The 22,192-nt window shown below is 64.1% G+C and carries 19 protein-coding genes; 8 read left to right on the top strand and 11 right to left on the bottom strand.

Translation table 11 applies throughout. The features are described 5' to 3' along the window. Nucleotides 1–4: 4 nt before the first annotated feature. Nucleotides 5–1,456: an AMP nucleosidase gene (locus DFO48_RS10565; RefSeq protein WP_034354761.1), complete on the bottom strand. Its 1,452-nt coding sequence runs from the start codon at nucleotides 1,454–1,456 to the stop codon at nucleotides 5–7. A 45-nt stretch (nucleotides 1,457–1,501) separates the two neighbouring features. Then, the gene (locus DFO48_RS10560) at nucleotides 1,502–3,580 is read right to left on the bottom strand and encodes a bifunctional diguanylate cyclase/phosphodiesterase (RefSeq protein WP_034348210.1); all 2,079 of its coding nucleotides are present in this window, start codon (nucleotides 3,578–3,580) and stop codon (nucleotides 1,502–1,504) included. Nucleotides 3,581–3,740: 160 nt separating this feature from the next. On the opposite strand from DFO48_RS10560, the gene DFO48_RS10555 reads away from it, so the two are divergent. Genes DFO48_RS10555 through DFO48_RS10545 form a run of 3 tightly spaced genes read left to right on the top strand, consistent with a single transcriptional unit; the run spans nucleotide 3,741 to nucleotide 7,000 of the window. Next, complete coding sequence (locus tag DFO48_RS10555; RefSeq protein ID WP_114863336.1) at nucleotides 3,741–4,715, top strand: cation diffusion facilitator family transporter; 975 nt, start codon at nucleotides 3,741–3,743, stop codon at nucleotides 4,713–4,715. Continuing rightward, nucleotides 4,712–5,161 carry a D-aminoacyl-tRNA deacylase gene (gene dtd, locus DFO48_RS10550; RefSeq protein WP_003073578.1) on the top strand — a complete coding sequence of 150 codons (450 nt, stop codon included), beginning with the start codon at nucleotides 4,712–4,714 and terminating at the stop codon, nucleotides 5,159–5,161. The genes DFO48_RS10555 and dtd overlap by 4 nt, the downstream gene beginning before the upstream one ends. 54 nt (nucleotides 5,162–5,215) lie before the next feature. Beyond that, nucleotides 5,216–7,000, top strand: a complete 1,785-nt coding sequence (locus tag DFO48_RS10545; RefSeq protein WP_114863335.1) for a dipeptidase — start codon at nucleotides 5,216–5,218, stop codon at nucleotides 6,998–7,000. A 45-nt stretch (nucleotides 7,001–7,045) separates the two neighbouring features. Here the strand turns inward: DFO48_RS10545 and DFO48_RS10540 are convergent, their stop codons facing one another. Continuing rightward, nucleotides 7,046–8,371, bottom strand: coding sequence for an amidohydrolase (locus DFO48_RS10540; RefSeq protein ID WP_003073575.1), 1,326 nt, complete (start codon nucleotides 8,369–8,371; stop codon nucleotides 7,046–7,048). A 163-nt stretch (nucleotides 8,372–8,534) separates the two neighbouring features. On the opposite strand from DFO48_RS10540, the gene dbpA reads away from it, so the two are divergent. Beyond that, nucleotides 8,535–9,944, top strand: a complete 1,410-nt coding sequence (gene dbpA / locus DFO48_RS10535; RefSeq protein WP_003073573.1) for an ATP-dependent RNA helicase DbpA — start codon at nucleotides 8,535–8,537, stop codon at nucleotides 9,942–9,944. Between the two features lie 122 nt (nucleotides 9,945–10,066). Here the strand turns inward: dbpA and DFO48_RS10530 are convergent, their stop codons facing one another. Then, nucleotides 10,067–10,831: a sulfite exporter TauE/SafE family protein gene (locus DFO48_RS10530; RefSeq protein ID WP_114863334.1), complete on the bottom strand. Its 765-nt coding sequence runs from the start codon at nucleotides 10,829–10,831 to the stop codon at nucleotides 10,067–10,069. Between the two features lie 192 nt (nucleotides 10,832–11,023). Here DFO48_RS10530 and DFO48_RS10525 point away from each other — a divergent pair, with 192 nt between their 5' ends. Beyond that, entirely contained in the window at nucleotides 11,024–12,007 is a 984-nt protein-coding gene (locus DFO48_RS10525) for a tripartite tricarboxylate transporter substrate binding protein (protein ID WP_114863333.1), read from the top strand. A gap of 145 nt (nucleotides 12,008–12,152) precedes the next feature. On the opposite strand, the gene ybeY is transcribed toward DFO48_RS10525, so the two are convergent. Together ybeY and DFO48_RS10515 are read right to left on the bottom strand one after the other, a co-directional pair. Beyond that, entirely contained in the window at nucleotides 12,153–12,611 is a 459-nt protein-coding gene (ybeY, locus tag DFO48_RS10520) for an rRNA maturation RNase YbeY (RefSeq protein ID WP_012839969.1), read from the bottom strand. Between the two features lie 49 nt (nucleotides 12,612–12,660). Further along, complete coding sequence (locus DFO48_RS10515; protein ID WP_003073564.1) at nucleotides 12,661–13,674, bottom strand: PhoH family protein; 1,014 nt, start codon at nucleotides 13,672–13,674, stop codon at nucleotides 12,661–12,663. A gap of 49 nt (nucleotides 13,675–13,723) precedes the next feature. On the opposite strand from DFO48_RS10515, the gene ruvA reads away from it, so the two are divergent. Both ruvA and DFO48_RS10505 read left to right on the top strand, forming a co-directional pair. Continuing rightward, complete coding sequence (gene ruvA, locus DFO48_RS10510) at nucleotides 13,724–14,299, top strand: Holliday junction branch migration protein RuvA (protein WP_003073563.1); 576 nt, start codon at nucleotides 13,724–13,726, stop codon at nucleotides 14,297–14,299. Nucleotides 14,300–14,348: 49 nt separating this feature from the next. Further along, nucleotides 14,349–15,926, top strand: a complete 1,578-nt coding sequence (locus DFO48_RS10505; RefSeq protein ID WP_114863332.1) for a serine protease — start codon at nucleotides 14,349–14,351, stop codon at nucleotides 15,924–15,926. A 23-nt stretch (nucleotides 15,927–15,949) separates the two neighbouring features. Here DFO48_RS10505 and DFO48_RS10500 read toward each other — a convergent pair whose 3' ends face one another. Then, the gene (locus tag DFO48_RS10500) at nucleotides 15,950–16,483 is read right to left on the bottom strand and encodes a peroxiredoxin (protein WP_003073559.1); all 534 of its coding nucleotides are present in this window, start codon (nucleotides 16,481–16,483) and stop codon (nucleotides 15,950–15,952) included. A 141-nt stretch (nucleotides 16,484–16,624) separates the two neighbouring features. Between DFO48_RS10500 and ruvB the strand changes: the two genes are divergently transcribed. Beyond that, entirely contained in the window at nucleotides 16,625–17,722 is a 1,098-nt protein-coding gene (ruvB, locus tag DFO48_RS10495; RefSeq protein WP_114863519.1) for a Holliday junction branch migration DNA helicase RuvB, read from the top strand. 104 nt (nucleotides 17,723–17,826) lie between these two features. On the opposite strand, the gene DFO48_RS10490 is transcribed toward ruvB, so the two are convergent. The 4 genes from DFO48_RS10490 to DFO48_RS10475 form a co-directional block, all read right to left on the bottom strand. Further along, a complete protein-coding gene (locus tag DFO48_RS10490) occupies nucleotides 17,827–18,546 on the bottom strand; it encodes an MgtC/SapB family protein (protein WP_003050868.1) in 720 nt (239 codons plus the stop codon). A gap of 105 nt (nucleotides 18,547–18,651) precedes the next feature. After that, nucleotides 18,652–21,399, bottom strand: a complete 2,748-nt coding sequence (gene mgtA / locus DFO48_RS10485) for a magnesium-translocating P-type ATPase (protein ID WP_114863331.1) — start codon at nucleotides 21,397–21,399, stop codon at nucleotides 18,652–18,654. Nucleotides 21,400–21,411: 12 nt separating this feature from the next. After that, complete coding sequence (locus DFO48_RS10480; protein ID WP_114863330.1) at nucleotides 21,412–21,735, bottom strand: hypothetical protein; 324 nt, start codon at nucleotides 21,733–21,735, stop codon at nucleotides 21,412–21,414. Between the two features lie 235 nt (nucleotides 21,736–21,970). Further along, a complete protein-coding gene (locus DFO48_RS10475) occupies nucleotides 21,971–22,168 on the bottom strand; it encodes a hypothetical protein (protein WP_003073550.1) in 198 nt (65 codons plus the stop codon). Nucleotides 22,169–22,192: the final 24 nt, after the last annotated feature.

Genomic DNA, 22,192 nt, shown 5'->3' with positions numbered 1-22,192 from the left:
GGCTCTACTGGAAGGCCACTTCGTCAAAGCTGCGCAGCTTGCGGCTGTGCAGGCGGTCGGAGCCGCCTTCGCGCAGTATGTCGACGGCACGCATGCCGATGCGCAGGTGCTGGTCCACACGCTCTCGATAGAAATGGTTGGCCATGCCAGGCAGCTTGATCTCGCCGTGCAGCGGCTTGTCGCTCACGCACAGCAAGGTGCCGTAGGGCACGCGGAAGCGGAAGCCGTTGGCGGCAATGGTGGCCGACTCCATATCCAGCGCCACGGCTCTGCTCTGGCTGAAGCGACGCTGGGGCAGGTTGTCGGGCAGCAGTTCCCAGTTGCGGTTATCGGTGCTGGCCACGGTGCCGGTGCGCATGATTCGCTTGAGGTCGGCACGCTCCATCTGCGTGACATCGGCCACGGCCTGCTGCAGCGCGACCTGGATTTCGGCCAGCGCAGGAATCGGCACCCACAGAGGAAGCTCTTCGTCCAGCACATGGTCTTCACGCACATAGGCGTGGGCCAGTACATAGTCGCCCAGTTGCTGGCTGTTGCGCAGGCCCGCGCAGTGGCCCAGCATCATCCAGGCATGAGGGCGCAGCACGGCGATGTGGTCGGTGATGGTCTTGGCATTGGCCGGGCCCACTCCGATGTTGACCATGGTGATGCCGCTGTTGTCAGCGCGCACCAGGTGGTAGCCCGGCATCTGCGGCAGGCGCGGCGGTGCCGTGCCAAGTTCGTCAACGGCTTCTGCAGGCAGGCCTGCGCGGCGGGTCACCACATTGCCAGGCTCGACGAAGGCAATGTATTCGCTGTCCTCCTTGGCCATTTCGGCGTGACCCAGGCGGATGAATTCGTCGATATAGAACTGGTAGTTGGTGAACAGCACGAAGTTCTGAAACCAGTCGGGGGCTGTGCCTGTGTAGTGGCGCAGGCGATGCAGCGAGTAATCCACGCGCGGGGCGGTGAACAGCGACAGAGGCAGGGCCTCGCCTGCCGCCGCGCGCCAGGTGCCGTTGGCGATGCCGTCGTCCATGGACTCCAGATCCGGCAGATCGAACACATCGCGCATCAGCATGCGGCGCTCTGGCGAGAGCGAGCCTTCGATATGGTCGTTGTCAGCGAAAGAGAAATGAATCGGGATGGGCTTGTCGCTGAGGCCTACTTCGATAGGGACCTGGTGGTGCAGGATCAGCAGGCGCAGTTGCTCGCCGAAGTAGCTGGCAAACAGGTCGGGCCGGGTCAGCGTGGCCTCGTAGGTGCCTGGGCCTTCCACAAAGCCGTAGGTCAGCTTGGTATCGGCTTGCGCCACCGTGGTGGTCTTGATGCGTACAAACGGGTAGTAGGCATGAATGGGCGCGGCCGGAGTTTCACCCGCCACGAAACGCTGCATGGCAGCTCGCAGATGGTCGATTTGCTCGCGGTACAGCTGCTGCACATGGGCCAATGCCTGAGGGGCATCCGTATGGAACATGCTGCTGCTTTTATGAGAGGGTGTCGGTGTATTCGAGGCCATGCACTATTGTCTTTGTAGCAGTTGACAGTGTTGCGACATCCATGCCGAAGCCTGCTCGGCAGGTAATGGCGCTGACACGAGAAACCCTTGCATCATGGCACAGCCCATCTCTCTCAGAAGTTGCAGCTGTTCAGTGCTTTCCACACCCTCGGCCAGAATCTCCAGATGCAGGCTCTGGCCCATCTGCACGATGGCATTGACAATGGCGGCGGCATCCGGGTTGTGGGGCAGATCGGTCACGAATGAGCGGTCGATCTTGAGCCGGTCTATGGGGTGCTTGCGCAGATAGGCCAGAGACGAGTAGCCGGTACCGAAATCGTCGATGGCCAGTCCCACGCCAAGTGCCTTGAGGGCGTGCAGAGTCTGCTGCATCTGGTTGCCCGAGAGCATCAGCGTGGTTTCTGTGACCTCGATGTGCAGATAGCAGGCGTCCAGCCCCGTGTCGGCCAGGGCCTGTGCCACTTCCTTGACGACATCGCGCTGGCGGAATTCCTGTGCCGACAGGTTGACTGCCACAGGGATAGGGGGAAATCCTTGCTGCTGCCAGGCACGGGCTTGACGACAGGCCTGATAGAGCACCCAGCGGTCCACGGCTGCGATCAGCCCCCGGTTTTCGGCAAAGCCGATGAACTCGTCGGGCGAGACCAGGCCACGGTGCGGGTGCTTCCAGCGCACCAGGGCTTCGAAGCCTGAAAGCTCGCCCGTCTGCATGAGAGTCTGTGGCTGGTAATGCAGCTCGAACTCACCGCGTTCCACGGCGTTGCGCAGCATCTGCTCCTGCATCAGCATGCGTGTTGCGCGGCTCTCGAGTGCAGGAGTGTAGAACTGGGAGAAGCTGCGGCCGTGACTCTTGGCCATCTGCATGGCAGCCTCGGCATTGCTCAGCAGGGATGCCGGGCATTTCCCGTCCTTGGGATACATGGCGACGCCGACACTGACGGAGATCACCAGCTGGGTGCCCTCTATCAGATAGGGTGCCTCTGCAGTCGCGCGCAGTCGTGCCAGCAGGGCCTCTGTCTCCAGCAGGCCGGGGTTGTCTGGCAGCACGACCACAAAGTCGTCGCTGCCGGTGCGGGCCACGATATCCTGAGCACCTACAGTGCTTCTGAGCCGCTGCGCCAGCTCGCACAGCAGCAGATCTCCAGCCTGATGACTGAGCGAATCGTTCACCGACTTGAATTGGTCCAGGTCCAGCGACAGCACCGCCAGCCGCGATTGCTCGCCGGCAGCCCTGGCGATGGCATCGGCCAGCAAATGGTTCAGACGTGCCCGGTTGGGCAGATGCGTCAGCAGGTCATGCTGGGTCAGATAGTCCATGCGCTGGCGGGTCTGGAGGTTTGCGGTCAGGTCGCGCAGCAGGACGATGCGATGCCTGTCCTTTTCTCCAGGCATGGTGGAGGCCTCTATCTCGACGGGGATGAGTTGGCCGTTCTTGTGCACGACCACGGACTCAAGACGATCTTCGCGCTCGCTGCGCATGTTCTGCAGCGCTCGCAGACGTGCCTCGGGCGCCACGTAATCGAGAACCGGCGTGCCGCGCAGCTCGCCAAGCGAGTAGCCAACCAGCCGGGAAAGCGCATCATTGCCGTCCATGATGATGCCGTCGCGGTGCAGCACGATGGCTTCGGTGGTGATGGCGGCAAACTTGCGCATGCGCTCTTCGCTGTCGCGTATCTGTTGTGTCGCCAGATGGTGGTGGCTGACATCGGTCATCAGCGCCACGACCCCTTTGAGTACGCCTTTTTCCTCATGAGGGCGCAGCACTGCCTCGATGTGTTGCAGCCGGCCAATCTCGTTTTCGACCTGGCGGGTGTAGCGCAGCGTCTGGGTGTTGTCGACGGCCACGGAGTCCAGATAAGGTTCGATCTGTGTCCAGACCAGCTCGCCCACGATGTCACGCACGTCCATGCCCACTATGGTTTGCATGGTGTGGCCAAAGTGCTCTGCATAGCGCGCGTTGGCAAAGCGACAGGCGCGTGTGCCGGCATCAAAATAAGCCAGCATAGCGGGCGCTGTATCGGCCACCAGTCGAAGAATGGCGTCCTCATCCCTCGGTTGCTGTGCTATCAACGTATCAGGCATGCGCCTCCCTTTTCTCTGGGAGTATTTATATAGGAATCAGGTCAGCCTCGACCATGACATGTCCATCACGATAAGGGATTGTGAATTGCTTTTCAGACAACTGGCAAAGACTATTGATGTATCAAAGCACTTGGTGATATAGAGGCTCAGGAACCAGAACATGCTCAAATCCGACCTCTCAAGCTCTTCAAAATGGCTGCAGCCGCACAATCTGCTGCGCCTGTCCGTAGTGGTGGCACTGCTCACCATTGTGCTCAAGACCCTGGCCTGGTGGCTGACCGGCTCGGTAGGCCTGCTGTCCGATGCGCTGGAGTCCTTTGTGAATCTGGCCGGAGCCATGTTTGCTCTGACCATGGTGACCGTGGCCAAGCGACCGGCGGATACCGAACACCCTTATGGGCATTACAAGGCGGAGTACTTCTCGGCCGGTTTTGAGGGGGTGTTGGTCATAGGTGCCAGCCTGGCGATTGCCTGGGCGGCGCTGTCGCGGCTGTGGAACCCGCAACCCCTGGAGCAGCTGAGCTGGGGCCTGATGCTGTCGCTGCTCAGCACCGTCTTCAACGGGCTGCTGGCCTGGGTCATGTTGCGCTCTTCACGTAAATACCGCTCCATGGCACTGGAGGGCGATGCGCGGCATCTGCTGACCGATGTCTGGACTTCGGTGGGCGTGGTGGTCGGGCTGCTGGCCGCCGCCTTGACGGGCTGGCTGTGGGTGGATGCACTGGTGGCTCTGGCAGTGGCTGTGCATATCTGCGTGCAGGGTGTGCAACTGGTCTGGCAGTCCTCGCAAGGACTGATGGATCAGGCGCTGGATGCGCCGCAGCGCCTCAGGATTGACACTTTGCTGGATGGCTATGCCAAGCGCAACGAGGGTGTGAACTTTGACAACATCTCCAGCCGCCAGGCGGGGGAGCGCAGCTTTGTGGACTTCCACATGCATGTTCCCGGCCAGTGGAGCGTGCAGCGAGCGGCACAATTGCGCTCCGAGATTGAAGCCGCGCTGCTGCAGGCCATTCCAGGCCTGTATGCCCGCATCGAGCTGCTGCCCATGGGCATGAATACGGTCAGCGAAGTGGCTGACGGAGAGCAGGGCGGCGCAGCACAAGGCACGGCCAAGGAAGGTTTAAGTACATGATGAGTGTGATTCAGCGCGTCAAGCAGGCGCGCGTGGAGGTCGGCGGTCGTATTACGGGCCAGATCGACCAGGGTTTGCTGGCGCTGGTCTGTGCCGAGCGCGGCGATACCGAGGCCGAGGCCGACAAGCTGCTGGCCAAGATGCTCAAGCTGCGCATATTCAGCGACGAGGCCGGCAAGATGAACAAAAGCCTGCAGGACATTGGCGGAGGGCTGCTGGTGGTCAGCCAGTTCACGCTCGCGGCCGACACCAGGGGCGGCAATCGCCCCAGCTTCACTGCAGCTGCCGAGCCTGGCGAAGGTCGGCGCCTCTACGACTACTTTGTGAACCAGGCCAGGCTTGCCCACGCTCAGGTCCAGACCGGCGAGTTCGCCGCCGACATGCAGGTGCATCTGGTCAATGACGGGCCTGTGACCATCCCCATGCGCATGGAGCCTCAGGTATAGGCGAAGTCAGGCCTGAGACCACATTCACCACAACGATTCCTGCAAAAGCTGTCCATGAAGAAATCCTGCAAGCCCTCTTTGCCGATCATCGCTGCGAGCCTGACCTTGAGTCTGGTTGCAGGCGCCAGTCTGCCCATCCAGGCGCAGACCTTGAAGAAACCCGCGTTGGAGGCACTAGTCGCGTCATCCGCTGCGACCCCGCCCGAATCCTTCAAGGCCTTTGCGCAGCAGGCTGCCAAGGCCGAGCCTGGCGTGGCGGCAGCCGTGCAGCGCTACACGCTCGGCCAATCTCTGTCGGACGGCCAGCTCGCGGATATCGCCCGATTGCTGGGGGTGTACAACCGTATGACACAAGAGACGGCGGTGCTGGAGAGCCTGCAGCGCATGGTGGCGCTGCCCACGGTGCGCGATCCCAAGGTGCCTGCGCATGAGAGTCCGGCCATCCTGGATTTCGGCAAGCTCGTTGCGTCCATGGCAGCCGAGTTCGGGCTGCGCTTTCGCAATGTGGACAACCGCATCTTTGAAGTGACGCTGCCTGCCAATGCGGCGAGCCGCGCCAGCGAGGCCACCGAGTTCGGCATCCTGACCCATGCCGATGTGGTGCCGGTGGTGGCTGCCGAGTGGGTACTGGATGGCAAGCAGATCAACCCGTTCCAGGTCACCCGCGTGGGCGATCGGCTTTACGGGCGCGGCACGATTGACGACAAGGGCTCCATCGCCACCGTGCTGTATGCGATGAAGGCGGTCAAGGACAGCGGTCTGCCGCTGTCGCGTAGCATTCGTCTGATGATAGAGACCACCGAGGAAACCGGCGGCGATGCCATGAAGTACTACCAGAGCAAGACCTCGCTGCCGCAGTACAACATCGTGCTGGACAGCAAGTACCCGGCCGTGGTCGCTGAAAAGGGCACGGGCGCGCTCAAGGCCTTGTTTGCGGATGTTCCCGTGGATGCCGCCAAGCCCGCCATCACCGCCATGGCCGGCGCCGCCTCGGCCAACTCCATTGCGCAGACGGCCTCCGCCACCGTCTCTGCCACCGATGCGGCTGCGCTGGATCAGATCGCGCAGCGGCTGTCCAAGGACAAGGGCGACTTTGTGCGCAGGCATGAGGCGCAGGGGAAGTTCTCCATCGATGTGCAGCGCGCCGAGGGTACAGTCACGGTCAAGGTCAGCGGCGCATCGGCCCATGGCTCGCGCCCCGAGGAAGGGGTGAATCCCGTGCCGCGCCTGGCGCTGTTCCTGCAGCAGAGCCTGATGCTGGAACAGGGCGCCGCACTGGTGCAGCCCAATCAGTACAGCCAGGCCGTGCGCTACATCAATGGCGTGTTTGGCCTGGACTATCTGGGCCGGCAGCTGGGCATTGCCTATGCCGATGATTTCATGGGGCCGCTCACGCTGTCGCCCAATCTCATCAAGTCGGCAGACGGCAAACTGGAGGTGACTGCCAATGCGCGCATGCCGCGAGGCAAGACGCCCGAGCAGCTGCGCGCCGAGGTGGAGCAGGGCATTGCCCGCTGGAGTGAGGCGGCCAAGGTGCCGGTCAGCGTGCAGTACACCCAGGGCAACTGGATGGCTCGCGACCCCAAGGGCGCATGGCTGAGCACCCTGCTCAATATCTTTGGCGACACCACGGGACTGGACGCCAGGCCCGTGCCGACCGCAGGCAGCACCACGGCCAAGCTCATGCCCAACGCCATCAACTTCGGCCCGGCCATGCCCGGCAAGAAGTACACGGCCCACAATGCGCTGGAGTACCAGGAACTGCCGGATCTGCGCACGGACATGCAGATGTTCACCGAGATGCTGGTGCGCATCGGCAATCTGAAGCAGATGCAGTGACGCGCTGAAGGCAAGGCGCAGCCCCGATGGCGGGGCTGGCGCTGCTTACTGCATCACGTTCATGACAGCCAGGGTCATGGTTTCCACGCCGGTCTTGAACGTGGGTTCTGGCTCGGGGGCGAAGAAGGGTGAGTGATTGAAGGGCAGCGGCTTGCCGCCGGGCTGACTGGCCTCGGCCACCTTCTTGGGGTCGTACACGCCCAGGGTGTAGAACATGGATGGCACGCCCTGATTGATGAAGTCCGAGAAATCTTCGCTGGCCGTGATGGGTGAGATGGGGATCACATTGCGGTCGCCGAGTGCGGCCTTGAACAGCTTGACCGTGCGGCCTACCAGTGCCGCGTCATTGACCACGGCATCCGAGCCCTTGACCAGCTTGACCTCGGGTGCAGGAGCGCCCGACATGGCGGCTTCGGCCTTGGCCGTGCGCTCAATGCCTTCGTGCATTTTTGTGCGCACCTCGCTCTTGTAGCTGCGGATTGTTCCGAGCAGCCGCGCCTGGTCGGGAATGATATTGCCCGCGCTGCCCGAGTTGAAGGCGCCCACGGTGACCACGCCGAACTCCATGGGATCTTTTTCGCGGCTGATCACGCCTTGCACATTCACCACGAAGCGCGAGGCCATGAGCACGGGGTCTATGCCTTTGTCGGGCATGGAGCCATGGCTGCCGCGACCGTGAAACGTGATGTCCAGCGAGTCCGAATTGGAGGTCGCCGCCCCGGCCACATAGCCCACCGTGCCATAAGGCATGGAGCCGGTGTGCAGCGCAAAGGCGTAGTCGGGCTTGCCGAACTTCTGGAACAGGCCGTCGGCCAGCATGGCCTTGGCTCCGGTCACGGTTTCCTCGGACGGCTGGGCCACGAACATCAGCGTGCCCTTCCATTGCTTCTTCAGGCCCAGCAGCGCCTGGGCAGTGCCCAGCCAGCTGGTCATGTGCATATCGTGGCCGCAGCTATGGGCGACAAAGCTCTCCTTGCCGTTGTACTGGGCCTTGGCCTTGCTCGCATAGGGCAGGCCGGTTTTTTCCTCCATGGGCAGGGCGTCCAGCTCGGTGCGTACCATGACGGTGGGGCCCGCGCCATTGCGGTAGATGGCGACCAGGCCGGTCTTGCCAATGCCCTCGGTGACTTCAAAGCCCAGCTTGCGCATCTCGGCAGCCAGCTTGGCGGCGGTGCGTGTTTCCTGGAAGCCCAGCTCGGGGTTGGCATGCAGGTCTTCGTAGATGCCGCGCAACTGCGGATACATCTGGGCGATCAGCTGCTGCAGCTGGGGTTTGAGCGGCTGGGGATCCAGCTCTGCTGCCTGGGTCGAGCCCAGAGTGAAGGCCAGCGTGGCGACGGCGCAGAACTTGCGGGTAAGGCTAGGGTGCATGTGAGGGTCTGTGGTTGGCTTCAAACAGAGGCGGCCATTGAAGACCGCGCTTTCAGACTAGGAGCATGGCCGGCTCGAATTGAAGAGGGGCAACCCGCAAACGACACCGTGAATAGCGATGGCTCAAGGCTTTTGCGGCGCAGGCCCGGGATAATCCGCTCCCATGAATACCTCCACCAGCGCCGCCCAGGCCTCTGATTCCACCGCTTTCTCGGCGCTGCCCCTGTCCCCCGAAATGCTGGCCAACCTCCAGCAGCTCGGCTATGCGCAGATGACGCCCATCCAGGCCGCCAGCCTGCCGCTGACCCTGCAGGGCAAGGACCTGATCGCCCAGGCCAGCACCGGCAGCGGCAAGACGGCTGCCTTCGGCCTGCCCATGGTGGACCGCCTGAACCCGCGCTGGTTTGCCGTCCAGGCCCTGGTGCTGTGCCCCACGCGCGAACTGGCCGACCAGGTCGCCACCGAGATCCGCCGCCTGGCGCGTGCGCAGGACAACATCAAGGTCGTCACCGTCTATGGCGGCGTGCCCTCGCGCAACCAGATCGCTTCGCTGGAAAACGGCGCGCACATCGTCGTCGGTACACCCGGGCGCGTGATGGATCTGATGGAGCGCGGCAAGCTCGACATCGGCAACCTCAAGACCCTGGTGCTGGACGAGGCCGATCGCATGCTGGACATGGGCTTTCTCGGCGACATCGAAACCGTGGTGCGCCAATGCCCGGCGGATCGTCAGACCTTGCTGTTCTCGGCCACCTACCCTGAAGGCATTGCCTCGCTGGCCAGCCGCTTCATGCGCGATCCTCAGACCGTCAAGGTCGCGACCCAGCACAGCGCCGGCAAGATCGCACAGCGCTGGTACGAGGTTGGCGCTCGTGACAAGGTGGACACCGTTGCCAAGCTGCTGGCGCACTTCCGCCCCGAGTCGAGCATTGCCTTTTGCAACACCAAGCAGCAATGCCGCGACGTGGTGAGCGAGCTGCAGGCTCAGGGCTTCAGCGCTCTGGCCCTCTTCGGCGAGCTGGAGCAGCGCGAGCGCGACGAGGTGCTGGTGCAGTTTGCCAACAAGAGCTGCAGCGTGCTGGTCGCCACCGATGTGGCGGCGCGTGGCCTGGACATTGCCGATCTGTCGGCCGTCATCAATGTCGATGTCACGCCCGACCCCGAGGTCCATATCCACCGTATCGGCCGCACGGGCCGTGGCGATGCCGAAGGGCTGGCGCTGAATCTGGTGTCCATGGACGAGATGGGCAGTGTGGGCAAGATCGAGCAGCTGCAAGGCCGGGCTTCGCAGTTCTTCCCCGTGGAAGAGCTCACGCCCGCCGCCGGTGGCGAGCTGCTGCCGCCCATGATGACCATCCAGATCATCGGCGGGCGCAAGGAAAAGATCCGCGCAGGCGACGTGATGGGCGCCATGTGCGCCGACTTCGGCTACAGCCGCGAGCAGATCGGCAAGATCAGCGTCAACGACTTTTCCACCTATGTGGCCGTGGATCGCAAGATCGCCTCGGCGGCCTGCGCCAAGCTCAATGGTGGCAAGGTCAAGGGCAAGACCGTCAAGGCGCGGCTGCTCTAAGCACGTCAACACGTTCTAAGCACCGTCCATCAAATTGATCTCCAGCGCTTTCCCACAAAGCGCGGGATGCTCACAAAAAAGCCTTCTCGGTCGCGAGAAGGCTTTTTGCTTTGGACGCCGCTTCAGCCTTTGGCGAAGAACAGCCCTGCCATCACCAGCCCCGTGGCCACAATGCCCCAGCGCAGGACATGGGGCGCAATCTTGCGCGCCACGCGCGCTCCCAGATAGCCGCCCAGGGTGGCGGCCGCCATCATGACCAGGGCCAGCTTCCACTCCACAATGCCGCCCACGGCGTAGATCACCACGGCAATCGCCGTCAGCAGGGCCGAGACCAGGTTCTTCATGCCGTTCATGGCGTTGAGCGAGGTCTGGCCCAGCAGGCCGAACAAGGCCAGCAGCAAAATGCCCAGGCCGCCGTTGAAGTAGCCGCCATAGATGGCCACGATCAGCATGCCTGCAGCGGCCTTGGCCATCGATGGGGTGGCATGAGCGGCATTCTTGCCCGCAGCCCAGGCGCGCAGCTGCGGGCCGAAGGCGAACATGGCGGTGGCGGCCAGCAGCAGCCAGGGCACGACCTTGCGGAAGGTTGCGTCGGGCGTGAACAGCAGCAGCGCCGCACCCGCAGAGCCGCCGATCAGGGACAGCGCCACCACCTGTTTCATGGACAGGCCTGGCGGGGACTGCATATCGTCCTTGAAGCCCCAGGCACCCGCCATATAGCCCGGCAGCAGGGCCACGGTGCCCGTGGCATTGGCAATCACGGGCGGCACGCCGGTGAAGACCAGCGCGGGAAGGGTCAGAAAGCTGCCGCCGCCGGCGACCGCGTTGAGCGCGCCGGCCGTGAAAGCTGCGGCCAGCAAAAGGGCGAGGTGGCCCAGGTTCTCCATGTTCTTGTCTCCTGATTTTCTCTATCGGCTTTGCGCCTTGTGGTTGGGGTCGATCTTAGGTGCTGGCCTGTGTCGCCTCTTTTCTTTTTCTTGCGTAGTTAATTATTTTTGGAAATAAAAGAATGTGAAAACAGTATTTTGAGGAATAAGTGATTGTTTTGACAATCAACTCCTTAGTTAAGGAGTTTTGCCGTGAATCTGCCCCGTTTTCTCTCCCGCACCGCTTGGACCATGCTGGCCGCAAGCTGTGTATCGGGCGCAGCCATGGCACAGCAGCCGGACTTTCCGGCGCGCTCGGTCAGGCTGGTGGTGGCCAACGGCCCTGGCAGCGCTCCGGATCTGCTGGCTCGCCAGGTAGGCAATCTGGTGGGCAGGGACTGGAAGCAGGCCATCGTGGTGGAAAACAAGGGCGCGGCCGGCGGTGTCTCGGCCGTGGATTCCGTGGTCAAGGCCCAGCCCGATGGCTACACCTTGCTGGTGGGCGGCGACAGCGCCATCACCATCATGCCCAATGTGCAGCGCAATCTTCCCTATGACGTCAAGAACGACCTGGTGCCGGTGACCAAGCTGGGCCAGTCCGACTTCGTGCTGGTGGCCAACCCCAGGAGGGGTTTCAAGACCTTGCAGGACTTTGTGGCCTACGCCAAATCGCACCCGGGCAAGATCAACTACGCCTCCTCGGGCACGGGCGGCGCCCAGCACCTGGCCATGGAGCAGTTCAAGCAGCGCGCAGGCTTTTTCGCCACGCATATCCCCTATCGCGGCGGTCCTCAGGGTCTGCAGGATGTGCTGGCCGGCCAGGTCGATGTGATGCTGATTGCGATCGCTCCGGCGCTCACCCAGATCCAGAGCGGCAAGCTCACGGCACTGGCCGTGTCCGGCCTGCAGCGTCATGCTCTGCTGCCCCAGGTGCAGACTCTGGCCGAGAGCTACAAGGGCTTTGAGGCCGGCGCCTGGTTCGGCCTGTTCGCACCCAAGGGCACGCCGGCTGCCGTGGTCCAGACCATCGCCCAGGACACTGACAAGGCGCTCAAGGACCCCGAGCTGCGCAAGAGCCTGCTGCAGCAGGGCATCACTCCCGTGGGCGAGGGCCAGCAGGTGTTTGCCAGACAGATCAAGACCGAAGACGTGCGCGTGGCCCAACTGGTACGCAGCATCGGCCTGAGTGTGGAGTAAGCCCGGCCGGGGTGCTCTCATAAAAAGAGCTGCCTGCGCTTGTCATTATTGATTTTCAAGGCTAAAAGCCTTTGAAATACATGATTGACATGCGCAGGCAGCTCTGTTTTCAGGAGTCTACGGCACGCGGGCCGATGCCTGTCCGCTATTTGGCGTAGGGGTCCTCGTAACCCATCTCCTTCATGATGTCGGTCTCGTAGGCCTCCATCTCTTCCGCGTCTTCCTCGCTGGTCTCGTGGTCCCAGCCCTGGGCATGCAGCGTGCCATGCACCAGCAGGTGGGCGTAATGCTCTTCCAGGCTCTTGTTCTGCTCCTGGGCCTCGCGCTCCACCACGGGGGCGCAGAGCACCAGATCGGCCATCACGGTCGGCTCCTGCTGATAGTCGAAGGTCAGCACATTGGTCGCGTAGTCCTTTTTGCGGTACTCGCGGTTGAGCTTGCGGCCTTCCTCGGCATCGACGATGCGCACCGTGATCTCGGCATCCACGGCCAGCGCATGGCGGATCCAGCGCGTGACGCGGCTGCGGCTGAGCAGTTCGCGGTGGGCGGCCGCCTCGGCGCTGGGGCCGAATTGCAGCGATAGTTGCAGTTGATTCAAGGTCATTTTGGCTTTTAGCCCTTATTTGGTAAGTGCTAGTAGCTATGGATTTTGATTAAAGCTCGTCGGCCGTGGGCAGCGAGCGGGCCGTACGCGGGCTGCTGGCGCGGTGCTTGGGCGCCGAAGTGCCTTCGGACACGCGCCCGCGCGCGTCGTAGGCGTCCACGATGCGCGCCACCAGCGGGTGGCGCACCACGTCGGCGCTGGTGAAGTGGTTGATGGAGATGCCCTTGACGCGTCTGAGCACGCGCTCGGCATCGACAAGACCGCTGGGCGCTCCCTTGGGCAGGTCGACCTGGCTCACATCGCCCGTGACCACGGCCTTGGCGCCAAAGCCGATGCGGGTCAGAAACATCTTCATCTGCTCGGGCGTGGTGTTCTGCGCCTCGTCCAGGATCACGAAGGCGTTGTTCAGCGTGCGCCCGCGCATGAAGGCCAGCGGCGCGATCTCCAGCGCATTGCGCTCGAAGGCCTTCTGCACCTTCTCGTAGCCCATCAGATCGTAGAGTGCGTCGTACAGCGGGCGCAGGTAGGGGTCCACCTTCTGCGTCAGGTCGCCGGGCAGAAAGCCCAGGCGTTCGCCAGCTTCCACGGCGGGCCGGGTCAGCACGATGCGCTGCACGGCGCTGCGCTCCAGCGCATCCACGGCGCAGGCCACGGCCAGATAGGTCTTGCCCGTGCCGGCCGGGCCGATGCCGAAGCTGATGTCGTGGTTGGCGATGTTTTCCAGATACAGCGCCTGGTTGGGCGTGCGGGCGCGCAGATCGGCACGGCGCGTGGTCAGCTGCGGTGCCGTCAGATCGGCTTCCAGCATCTCGACATCGCCGGCCAGCATGAGCTGCAGCGTATCCTCGGCAATCACGTAGTCGGCGATCTCATAGAGCGCCTGCAGCAGCTCCAGCGCTTCATTGGCCTTGGCCTTGGGGCCGTCGATCTTGAACTGCTCGTGACGGTGAGCGATCTTGACGCCCAGCGCGACTTCGATGGTGCGCAGATGCGCATCCGCCGGGCCGCAGAGATGGGTCAGGCGCGTATTGTTATGGGGAGTGAAGGTATGGCGCAGGATCACGCGGATAATTTCTCAAAAGAATCGCCGCACGGTGCGGCAAAGGATTTCAATGATAGGCAAATTGACTGGAACGCTGCTGGAAAAAAACCCGCCCGAAGTCCTGGTGGACTGCGCCGGCGTGGGCTATGAGGTGCAGGTGCCCATGAGCACCTTCTACAACCTGCCCGCCAATGGCGCCAAGGTGGCCCTGCTGACCCATTTCGTGGTGCGGGAAGATGCCCAGCTGCTGTTCGGCTTCGCAACCGCCCGCGAGCGTCAGACTTTTCGCGAACTCATCAAGATCACCGGCATAGGACCGCGCATGGCATTGGCCGTGCTCAGCGGCATGAGCATCGATGATCTCGCGGACGCGGTATCGCAGCAGCAAGCAGGGCGATTGGTCAAGGTGCCCGGCATCGGCAAGAAAACCGCCGAGCGTCTGCTGCTGGAGCTCAAGGGCAAGATCGGCGCGGATACCGGTGCGCAGTCGCTGTTTGCCAACAACAACGAGCAAAACGATATCCAGCAGGCACTGATGGCGCTGGGCTATTCCGACAAGGAAGCCTCGGCCGCCCTCAAGAAACTCCCACCCGATGTAGGGGTGAGCGAGGGCATTAAGCTCGCGCTCAAGGCTTTGACCAAATAGCTTCGCTGGCCCTGTGCCAGTCCGATCGTGAACGGCAGGAGAACACGAGATGTATTGGTGGATACAGGGCAGGCGCGTTTCCTCTCGATGCGCAAGCCTGATGCTGGTGGTGCTGACCGCTTGCGGCGGCGGAGGAGGCGGAGGCGGAGGCGGAGGCGGAGGCGGAGGCAATGTTCAGGACCCGGGCCCTGGCGGCGCAGGTGTCGGTAACGGCGGCGGCAATGGTGCGGGCGTCTCAGAGACCAGTCCCCCACCGGGTCCGCCCACAGCATATGTGCTGGATTCGCTGATAGTGCCTGTCGCCCAGACTGCGGCTTCGGCCAGAGGCGTGGCCGTGGCATCCGTGGCCGTGCGGCCCAAGGCCGTCGATCTGGCATTGCCGCAGTGGAGCGACGCGCCTTCGCCGGTCATGCCCAGGCCCGGCATGCCCATGCAGATAGGGGCGCCGCGGGCGCTGTCATCGCTGCAGTCCGCAGGCGATATGGCACGCACGCTGCGCTGGTCCGAGACCCCGGAGGGCGGTCAGGTGGCGGCGATCAGCATCACCTCGGCCGGCGCCCATGGCCTGCGGCTGGGCCTGGTGGTCGATGCCATGCCCGATGCCGCCGAGCTCAGGCTGTACCGCAAGGATCGCAGCAAGACCGGGTTCGAGACCACTGGCAAGGCCGTCAACGAGGCCATTGCGCGCAACCGCCGCGCCGACGGCGATACCCGGGCGGCCGGCATCTGGTGGACCCCCGACCTGGGGGCCGATGAGGTCACGCTGGAGATTGCACTGCCTGCGGGACTGTCGACATCGCAGCTGCGCATTGCCATTCCCACGCTCACCCATGCCTATGTCAACCTGGCCCTGCCCGTGGAGCTGGAGCTGCGCGATAGTCTCGTGCCCAGAAATGTGGGCGATGCCGCGGGTTGCGAGCTCGATGCCAGCTGCGCCGATCAGTACGCCACCGAGCGCAATGCCGTGGCGCGCATGACCTATGTGGGCTCAGACAACCGCTACTACTACTGCACGGGCTCCCTGCTGAACAACACGCGGCGCGATTTAACGCCGTATTTCCTGTCGGCCAATCACTGCATATCGACCCAGGCATCGGCCACCTCGCTGCGCACGGACTGGTTCTTCCGCTCGGCCAGCTGCAACAGCTTCGAGCCCAGCGCCCAGACCACGGCGCTGCAGCGCGGCGCCACCTTGCTGTATGCCACGGCGGCGCACGATGCCACGCTGATGCGGCTCAATGACGCAGCGCCCGCCGGTGCGACGCTGGCCGGCTGGGATGCGAGAGGCACGGCAGTGACGGGGACGGCCATCTACGGCCTGCATCACCCGCAGGGCGACTTGCTCAAATACAGCGAAGGCCAGGTGCAGAGCTACCGAAACTGCAGCTTGAGTGCCGGCAGCATCACCTGCAACCCAGGCAATGCCCAGAGCGATTTCGTGAACGTCGGCTGGAGCAAGGGCGTGACCGAAGGCGGCAGCAGCGGATCGGCCATGTTTGCGGGCGGACGTGTCGTGGGCACGCTGTCCGGCGGCAGCAGCTCGTGCACGGTCAGCGGCGGCTCCGACGTCTACAGCCGCTTCGACCGGACCTTCAGCAGCCAGATCGGGAACTGGCTGGCACAGTGACGGAGTGCCGGACCGGGCCGGGTCTATTTCCCCTGCAACTGCCTGACGGCGGCCTTGGTCTGCTCCACATGGGCCAGCGGGTCGCTGCTGACAAGGGCGAACTTCACCTTGCCGTCCTGGCCCACCACATAGGAGATGCGGTCGGCCCTGGCCGGGTTGGCGGCAGCCCCCGCGTCATAGGCCTTGATGGTGACGGCCTTCGGGTCCGATGCCACGGCAAACTGGTCGCGGCAGGCCTCGGTGGAAAAGCGCTTGAGGGTGTCGATATCGTCATGCGACATGCCCACCACCGTGGCTTTCATGGCCGCGAACTGGGGCGTGGCTTCGGCAAAGGCATGGGCTTCCAGCGTGCAGCCCTGGGTGAAGGCCTTGGGGAAGAAATACAGCACCACCGGCCCTTTCTTGAGCGCCTCGGCCATATCGAAGTCGAAGGCCTTGCCGGCGACGGCTGCGGGCGTCTTGAAGCTCGGGGCCGCATCGCCGGGCTTGAGCGCGGCCTGGGCCGGGACGGACAGGCAAAGCAGGGCGGCCGTGCAGGCCAGGGTGTGAATACGCATGAAAAAGCTCCTGAGGTCTTTGCCGCCATTGTGCGCAAAGCCCGGGGCCGGCCATCAATGTGGGAGCTGCAACTGTGGGATTTTGTTTTCCCCTGTATTTTTAATCAGTGCTCCGACCTGGCTTGGGGCACAATTGCCGCCATGACGATTCATGTGGACGAATTTGCGGCCAGCCCCGCACCTGCACGCAAGGCCAGAAGCGCGGCCGCCGACCCCGAGGCGGTTGCGCCGCGCATGGTCTCGGCCGGGCATTCGTCCCAGGGCGAAGAGGCGCTGGAGCGCGCCCTGCGTCCCAAGCAGCTCGACGAGTATGTGGGCCAGGCCAAGGCGCGCGAGCAGCTCGAGATCTTTATCGGCGCTGCCAAAAAGCGCAGCGAGGCCCTCGATCATGTGCTGCTGTTCGGCCCGCCAGGCCTGGGCAAGACCACGCTGTCCCACATCATCGCGGCCGAGCTGGGCGTGAACCTGCGCCAGACCAGCGGTCCGGTGCTGGAAAAACCCAAGGATCTGGCGGCGCTGCTCACCAATCTCGAGCCCAACGATGTGCTGTTCATCGACGAGATTCACCGCCTGAGTCCGGTGGTCGAGGAAATCCTCTATCCGGCGCTGGAGGATTACCAGATCGACATCATGATCGGCGAAGGCCCGGCCGCACGCTCCATCAAGCTTGACCTGCAACCCTTCACGCTGGTGGGTGCGACCACGCGCGCCGGCATGCTCACCAATCCGCTGCGCGATCGCTTCGGCATCGTGGCGCGGCTGGAGTTCTACAGCTCCGAGGAGCTCTCACGCATCGTCAAGCGCAGCGCAGGCTTGCTCAATGCCCCGATTGACGAGGAAGGCTGTTTCGAGATTGCGCGCCGCTCGCGCGGCACGCCGCGTATCGCCAACCGTCTGCTGCGCCGCGTGCGCGACTATGCCGATGTCAAGGGCGACGGCCGCATCACGCGTGAGATTGCCGACAAGGCGCTGGCCATGCTCGATGTGGACCCTCAGGGCTTTGACATCATGGACCGCAAGCTGCTCGAAGCCGTGGTGCATCGCTTCGATGGCGGCCCGGTTGGCCTGGACAACATCGCGGCGAGCATCGGCGAAGAGTCGGGCACCATCGAGGATGTGATCGAGCCCTATCTGATCCAGCAGGGCTTTTTGCAGCGCACGCCGCGCGGGCGCATGGCCACGCAGGCCGCCTACCGCCATCTGGGCCTGCAGGCCCCCGCAGACGATTCGGCCACGTAAGCGCTGCCGCTAAAACCGGCGTGGCCAAGAACTGGCACGGCCAAGGCCAGAGACGCCGAGCAAGAGCCGCCTCGCAACGGGAAGCCGCGTAGCGGCTCAGGGGGTCAATTATTCTGCGGCCCGGCGTTCCAGAAGGCCTGCAGCACGCCGGGCAAGGCTTCGATCTGCGTGACCACCTGGTCCAGCTCCTCGGCATGCACGGCCGTGGCGAACAGCTCGGCCTCGATTTCGGTGTTGTGCGGCGGGATCTCGTGCTTTTCGACTGCGCGAACCGGGTAGTTGGCCGCCTCCAGCAGCTCCTGCATGCCCTCGCGAACATCGGCCTGGGCTTGCTGGCCGCAGATCACATAGACATAGTAGGTGGCCTCGCTGGCATGCTCGGCCACGGGGTGGCGGTTGATGTAGTTGACCACGGGGCGCAGCAAGGTGTTGCTGGCCAGCACGAACAGGGTGGCAATGCCTGCCTCGGGCAGCAGACCCGCTCCCGCGCAGGCGCCCACGGCGGCAGAACCCCACAGCGTGGCGGCGGTGTTCAGTCCCGTGATGTTGGCGCCTTCCTTCATGATGGCGCCCGCGCCCAGAAAGCCCACGCCCGAAACCACATAGGAGATGACGCGCGTGGCGCCGTCCGCTCCCGAGACGCGCATGGCCAGGTCGACGAACACGGCCGCGCCCACGGCGACCAGGGTATTGGTGCGCAGGCCCGCCGTGCGCTGGCGTATCTGACGCTCCAGGCCGATGATGCTGCCGCAGACAAAGGCCACGACAAGGCACAGCACCGTGTTCAGCGTGGCGAGCAGATTGAAGTTCTGTAGGGATTGCATGAAGTTCCGATTGTTATTGCTTATGGAGCGGTGTCTGGGTTCATGAAACATGCGGCCCGGGCTGGCGCGCCTGCCCCGCAGGGCAGACGCGAAGCGGCCCGGTGCTCACCAGCCGTACTTGCGGATATAGACGCGCTTGAGCAGCGTGGTCAGCACAGCATAGGCCAGCAATATGACGATGAGCCATGGGAAATAGCCGAGCGGCAGGGCCTGCAGCTTGAAATGTCCGGCCAGCGGGCCCATGGGCAGGAAGATGCCTATGGCCATGATGGCCGCCGTGGCGCCCAGCAAGGGCCAGGAGGCACGGCTTTGCACAAAGGGAATCCTGGGCGTGCGGATCATGTGCACGATCAGCGTCTGCGTCAGCAGCCCCACCACGAACCAGCCCGACTGGAACAGGCTTTGCTGTGCGGCCGTGCTGGCATGGAAGACGAACCACATCAGCGCGAAGGTGAGCACGTCGAACAGCGAGCTGATGGGGCCGAAGAAGAGCATGAAGCGACCCAGGTCCTGAGGGTTCCAGCGCAGCGGCCGCGCGACCATTTCCTCGTCCACGTTGTCGAAGGGAATGGCGATCTGCGACAGGTCGTACAGCAGGTTCTGCATCAGCAGCTGCATGGGCAGCATGGGCAGAAAGGGGATGAAGGCCGAGGCAATCAGCACCGAGAACACGTTGCCGAAGTTGGAGCTGGCCGTCATGCGGATGTACTTGAGCATATTGCTGAAGGTGCGGCGTCCTTCGAGTACGCCCTGCTCCAGCACCATCAGGCTTTTCTCCAGCAAGATGATGTCGGCCGCTTCGCGGGCGATGTCCACGCCGCTGTCGACGCTGATGCCGATATCGGCGGCGCGAAGCGCGGGCGCGTCATTGATGCCATCGCCCATGAAGCCCGTGACATGGCCGTTGGCGCGCAGCGCACGCACGATGCGCTCCTTGTGCAGCGGCGTCAGGCGGGCGAACAGCAGGTGTGACTCCACGCAGCGGCGCAGCTGCTCCTCGTCCATGGCTTCGATGTCGTTGCCGACAATCGCCTCGTCCACCTGCAGACCCACGTCGCGGCAGACCTTGCGTGCCACCAGCTCGTTGTCGCCCGTCAGCACCTTGACCGTCACACCGTGCTGCAGCAGCGCAGCAATGGCTGCCTGGGTGGATTCCTTGGGCGGGTCGAGAAAGGCCACGTAGCCGATCAGGGTCAGTCCGGACTCGTCTGCGATGCCGTAGGTGTTCTTGTCGGGCGCAACTTCCTTCATGGCCACGGCCACCACGCGCAGCCCCTCGCTGTTGAGGCCTTCGGTGACGGCACGCACCTGTTCGCGGCGCTCGGGCGTGAGCGGCAGCCGCGTGTCACCGTCGCTCCCGCTGTCTCGAATATGTGTGCAGACCTGCAGGATTTCCTCGACCGCGCCCTTGCAGATCAGCTCATGGTGATGGTCGCGCTCGGCTACCACCACGGACATGCGCCGGCGCTGGAAGTCGAAGGGGATTTCGTCGACCTTGCGGTAGTCCTCGTTGACATGCAGCCGCGTGCGCAGCTCCACATGCTCGAGCACGGCACGGTCCAGCAGGTTCTTGAGCCCGGTCTGGTAGTAGCTGTTGAGGTAGGCGAACTGCAGCACCTCGTTGCTGGGACGGCCCTGCACATCGGTGTGGCGCTCCAGCGCGATGCGGTCCTGGGTCAGCGTGCCTGTCTTGTCGGTGCACAGCACGTCCATGGCGCCGAAGTTCTGGATCGCGTCCAGGCGCTTGACCATCACCTTCTGGCGCGACAGCACCACGGCACCCTTGGCCAGCGTGGAGGTGACGATCATGGGCAGCATCTCGGGCGTCAGGCCCACGGCCACCGACAGCGCGAACAAAAAGGCCTCGCCCCAGTCGCCCTTGGTGTAGCCGTTGATGAACAGCACCACGGGCACCATCACGGCCGCGAAGCGGATCAGCAGCCAGCTGACGCTGTTCACGCCCTGCTCGAAGGCGGTGGCCGTGCGGTCCTGGTGCGTGATGCGCGCTGCCAGCGTGCCGAAATAGGTCTGGTTGCCCGTGGCGACGACCACGGCCATGGCCGAGCCAGAGACCACATTGGTGCCCATGAAGAGCAGGTTGCCGGCTTCCAGCAACTGGCCCGCCTGCAGGACAGCCAGGGTACGCGCATCCTTTTCCACGGGCAGCGATTCGCCGGTCATGGCTGCCTGGCTCACGAACAGGTCCTTGGCGGACAGCAGGCGGCAGTCGGCCGGGATCATGTCGCCGGCCGACAGGGCCACGATGTCTCCGGGCACCAGCTCGCGCATGGGCAGCTCGGACAGCGAGGCGTCATGGCCGCCGCCGCTGTCGCGAAAGTCTGCGGCCTGTGCATCGGGTCTGCGGCGCACGGTGACGCGGTTGCTGACCAGGGCCTGCAGGCGCGCGGCGGCGCGCCGGGAGCGACCCTCCTGCACGAAGCGCAGCAGTGTGGACAGCAGCACCATGCTTGCGATGACGATGGTGGCCTTTTCGTCCTCGGTGACATAGGAGACCACGGCCAGCAGCGTCAGCAGCAGGTTGAAGGGGTTGCGGTAGCAATGCCACAGGTGCTGCCATGCGGGCAGCGGCTTTTCATGCGCCACCTCGTTGGGCCCATGGCGCAGCTGGCGCTGCCGGGCCTGCTCGGGGCTCAGGCCCCGGCTCGATGTGTCCAGCTGCTGCAGCAGCGCAGCCACGGGGCTGCAGGCGGCGGATTGCAGGGCCTGTACCTGTGCCGGTGGCACGGTGACGGCGGTGGAGGGGCCGCCAGCGGGCATCGGCCGGCGGCCGAAGAGGCCGGCCAGGCGGTGGCTGTGCAAGAAGGCCCGGAACAGGTTTTTGAGGGTTTGCATCACGGCCTCCTGTCAGTGCAGCGTCTTGCCGGAGGTGCCGAATCGCGTCCAGGGCTGCTGCGCCTGGCTGGCGCGCAACTGGTTGTCGATGCGGCTGCGCTGCTCGCGGGTCAGCAGCGACAGCGCATCGGCGCGCTGGCGGATGCTCAGATTGGCCATGGCACTGGCCATGAGGGGCGCGCCGTGGCGGTCGACCAGGTGGCGCAGCACGTCGGTGCGGCGCTCGCTCAGTGCCGAGCTCACGGCATGGGTCAGGCCATGGTGGCGGGTGGTGTCATCGAGGCGGGGGGCGGGGCGGCTGCGTTGCAGCACGCGCAGCCAGGCGAGGCGTTGCATGGGCATACTCCTTGGGTGACCCGGGAGCTGCCCGCCGCTGCTACTGCATCAGGCGTCCAGCCCCGGGTCGGGGTTCCGGTCCCTGCGTGCAGCCCTCAAGGTCACGCGCAGGCCAATGGCTTGACAGCGCGCCGCACGGGGCGCGCTGCAAGATCGACTAGGGTCGGGATCCATACGTGTTCCTTGGTTGAAAGTGAATGAAATACGGGCCGGAGCCGGTCCGCGACGAGGCGGCTCAGCGCACGTTGCGGCTGCTCAGATAGCTGCGGATGCGATGCGTGGGCCAGCTGGTCAGTGCATCGAGTTCCAGCGTCTGTTCCAGCGCTTGCGGCAAGGCTGCCGGTGCGGCGGGCGCTGCCTGGTGGGGCGTGGCGCGGGCGCGCAGCAGCAGGGGGCGCAGCTGGTGCAGAGTGCGGGTCAGGCGGTTGCTCATGGCGTTCTCCTCATTGGTTGAGGG

The organism is Comamonas sp. AG1104 (assembly GCF_003350425.1).
In the GTDB taxonomy this organism is placed as follows: domain Bacteria; phylum Pseudomonadota; class Gammaproteobacteria; order Burkholderiales; family Burkholderiaceae_C; genus Comamonas; species Comamonas testosteroni.
This window is presented reverse-complemented; position numbering and strand designations above follow the sequence as displayed.

Excerpts from the sequence above, each read along its gene's own strand:
- DFO48_RS10475 (WP_003073550.1), bottom strand. The coding sequence starts at position 22,168 with ATGAGCAACCGCCTGACCCGCACTCTGCACCAGCTGCGCCCCCTGCTG.
- DFO48_RS10530 (WP_114863334.1), bottom strand. The coding sequence starts at position 10,831 with ATGGAGAACCTGGGCCACCTCGCCCTTTTGCTGGCCGCAGCTTTCACG.
- DFO48_RS10500 (WP_003073559.1), bottom strand. The coding sequence starts at position 16,483 with ATGCGTATTCACACCCTGGCCTGCACGGCCGCCCTGCTTTGCCTGTCC.
- mgtA (WP_114863331.1), bottom strand. The coding sequence starts at position 21,399 with ATGCAAACCCTCAAAAACCTGTTCCGGGCCTTCTTGCACAGCCACCGC.
- DFO48_RS10540 (WP_003073575.1), bottom strand. The coding sequence starts at position 8,371 with ATGCACCCTAGCCTTACCCGCAAGTTCTGCGCCGTCGCCACGCTGGCC.
- dbpA (WP_003073573.1), top strand. The coding sequence starts at position 8,535 with ATGAATACCTCCACCAGCGCCGCCCAGGCCTCTGATTCCACCGCTTTC.
- DFO48_RS10480 (WP_114863330.1), bottom strand. The coding sequence starts at position 21,735 with ATGCAACGCCTCGCCTGGCTGCGCGTGCTGCAACGCAGCCGCCCCGCC.
- DFO48_RS10560 (WP_034348210.1), bottom strand. The coding sequence starts at position 3,580 with ATGCCTGATACGTTGATAGCACAGCAACCGAGGGATGAGGACGCCATT.
- DFO48_RS10565 (WP_034354761.1), bottom strand. The coding sequence starts at position 1,456 with ATGTTCCATACGGATGCCCCTCAGGCATTGGCCCATGTGCAGCAGCTG.
- DFO48_RS10555 (WP_114863336.1), top strand. The coding sequence starts at position 3,741 with ATGCTCAAATCCGACCTCTCAAGCTCTTCAAAATGGCTGCAGCCGCAC.
- ybeY (WP_012839969.1), bottom strand. The coding sequence starts at position 12,611 with ATGACCTTGAATCAACTGCAACTATCGCTGCAATTCGGCCCCAGCGCC.
- ruvB (WP_114863519.1), top strand. The coding sequence starts at position 16,625 with ATGACGATTCATGTGGACGAATTTGCGGCCAGCCCCGCACCTGCACGC.
- ruvA (WP_003073563.1), top strand. The coding sequence starts at position 13,724 with ATGATAGGCAAATTGACTGGAACGCTGCTGGAAAAAAACCCGCCCGAA.
- dtd (WP_003073578.1), top strand. The coding sequence starts at position 4,712 with ATGATGAGTGTGATTCAGCGCGTCAAGCAGGCGCGCGTGGAGGTCGGC.
- DFO48_RS10545 (WP_114863335.1), top strand. The coding sequence starts at position 5,216 with ATGAAGAAATCCTGCAAGCCCTCTTTGCCGATCATCGCTGCGAGCCTG.
- DFO48_RS10505 (WP_114863332.1), top strand. The coding sequence starts at position 14,349 with ATGTATTGGTGGATACAGGGCAGGCGCGTTTCCTCTCGATGCGCAAGC.
- DFO48_RS10490 (WP_003050868.1), bottom strand. The coding sequence starts at position 18,546 with ATGCAATCCCTACAGAACTTCAATCTGCTCGCCACGCTGAACACGGTG.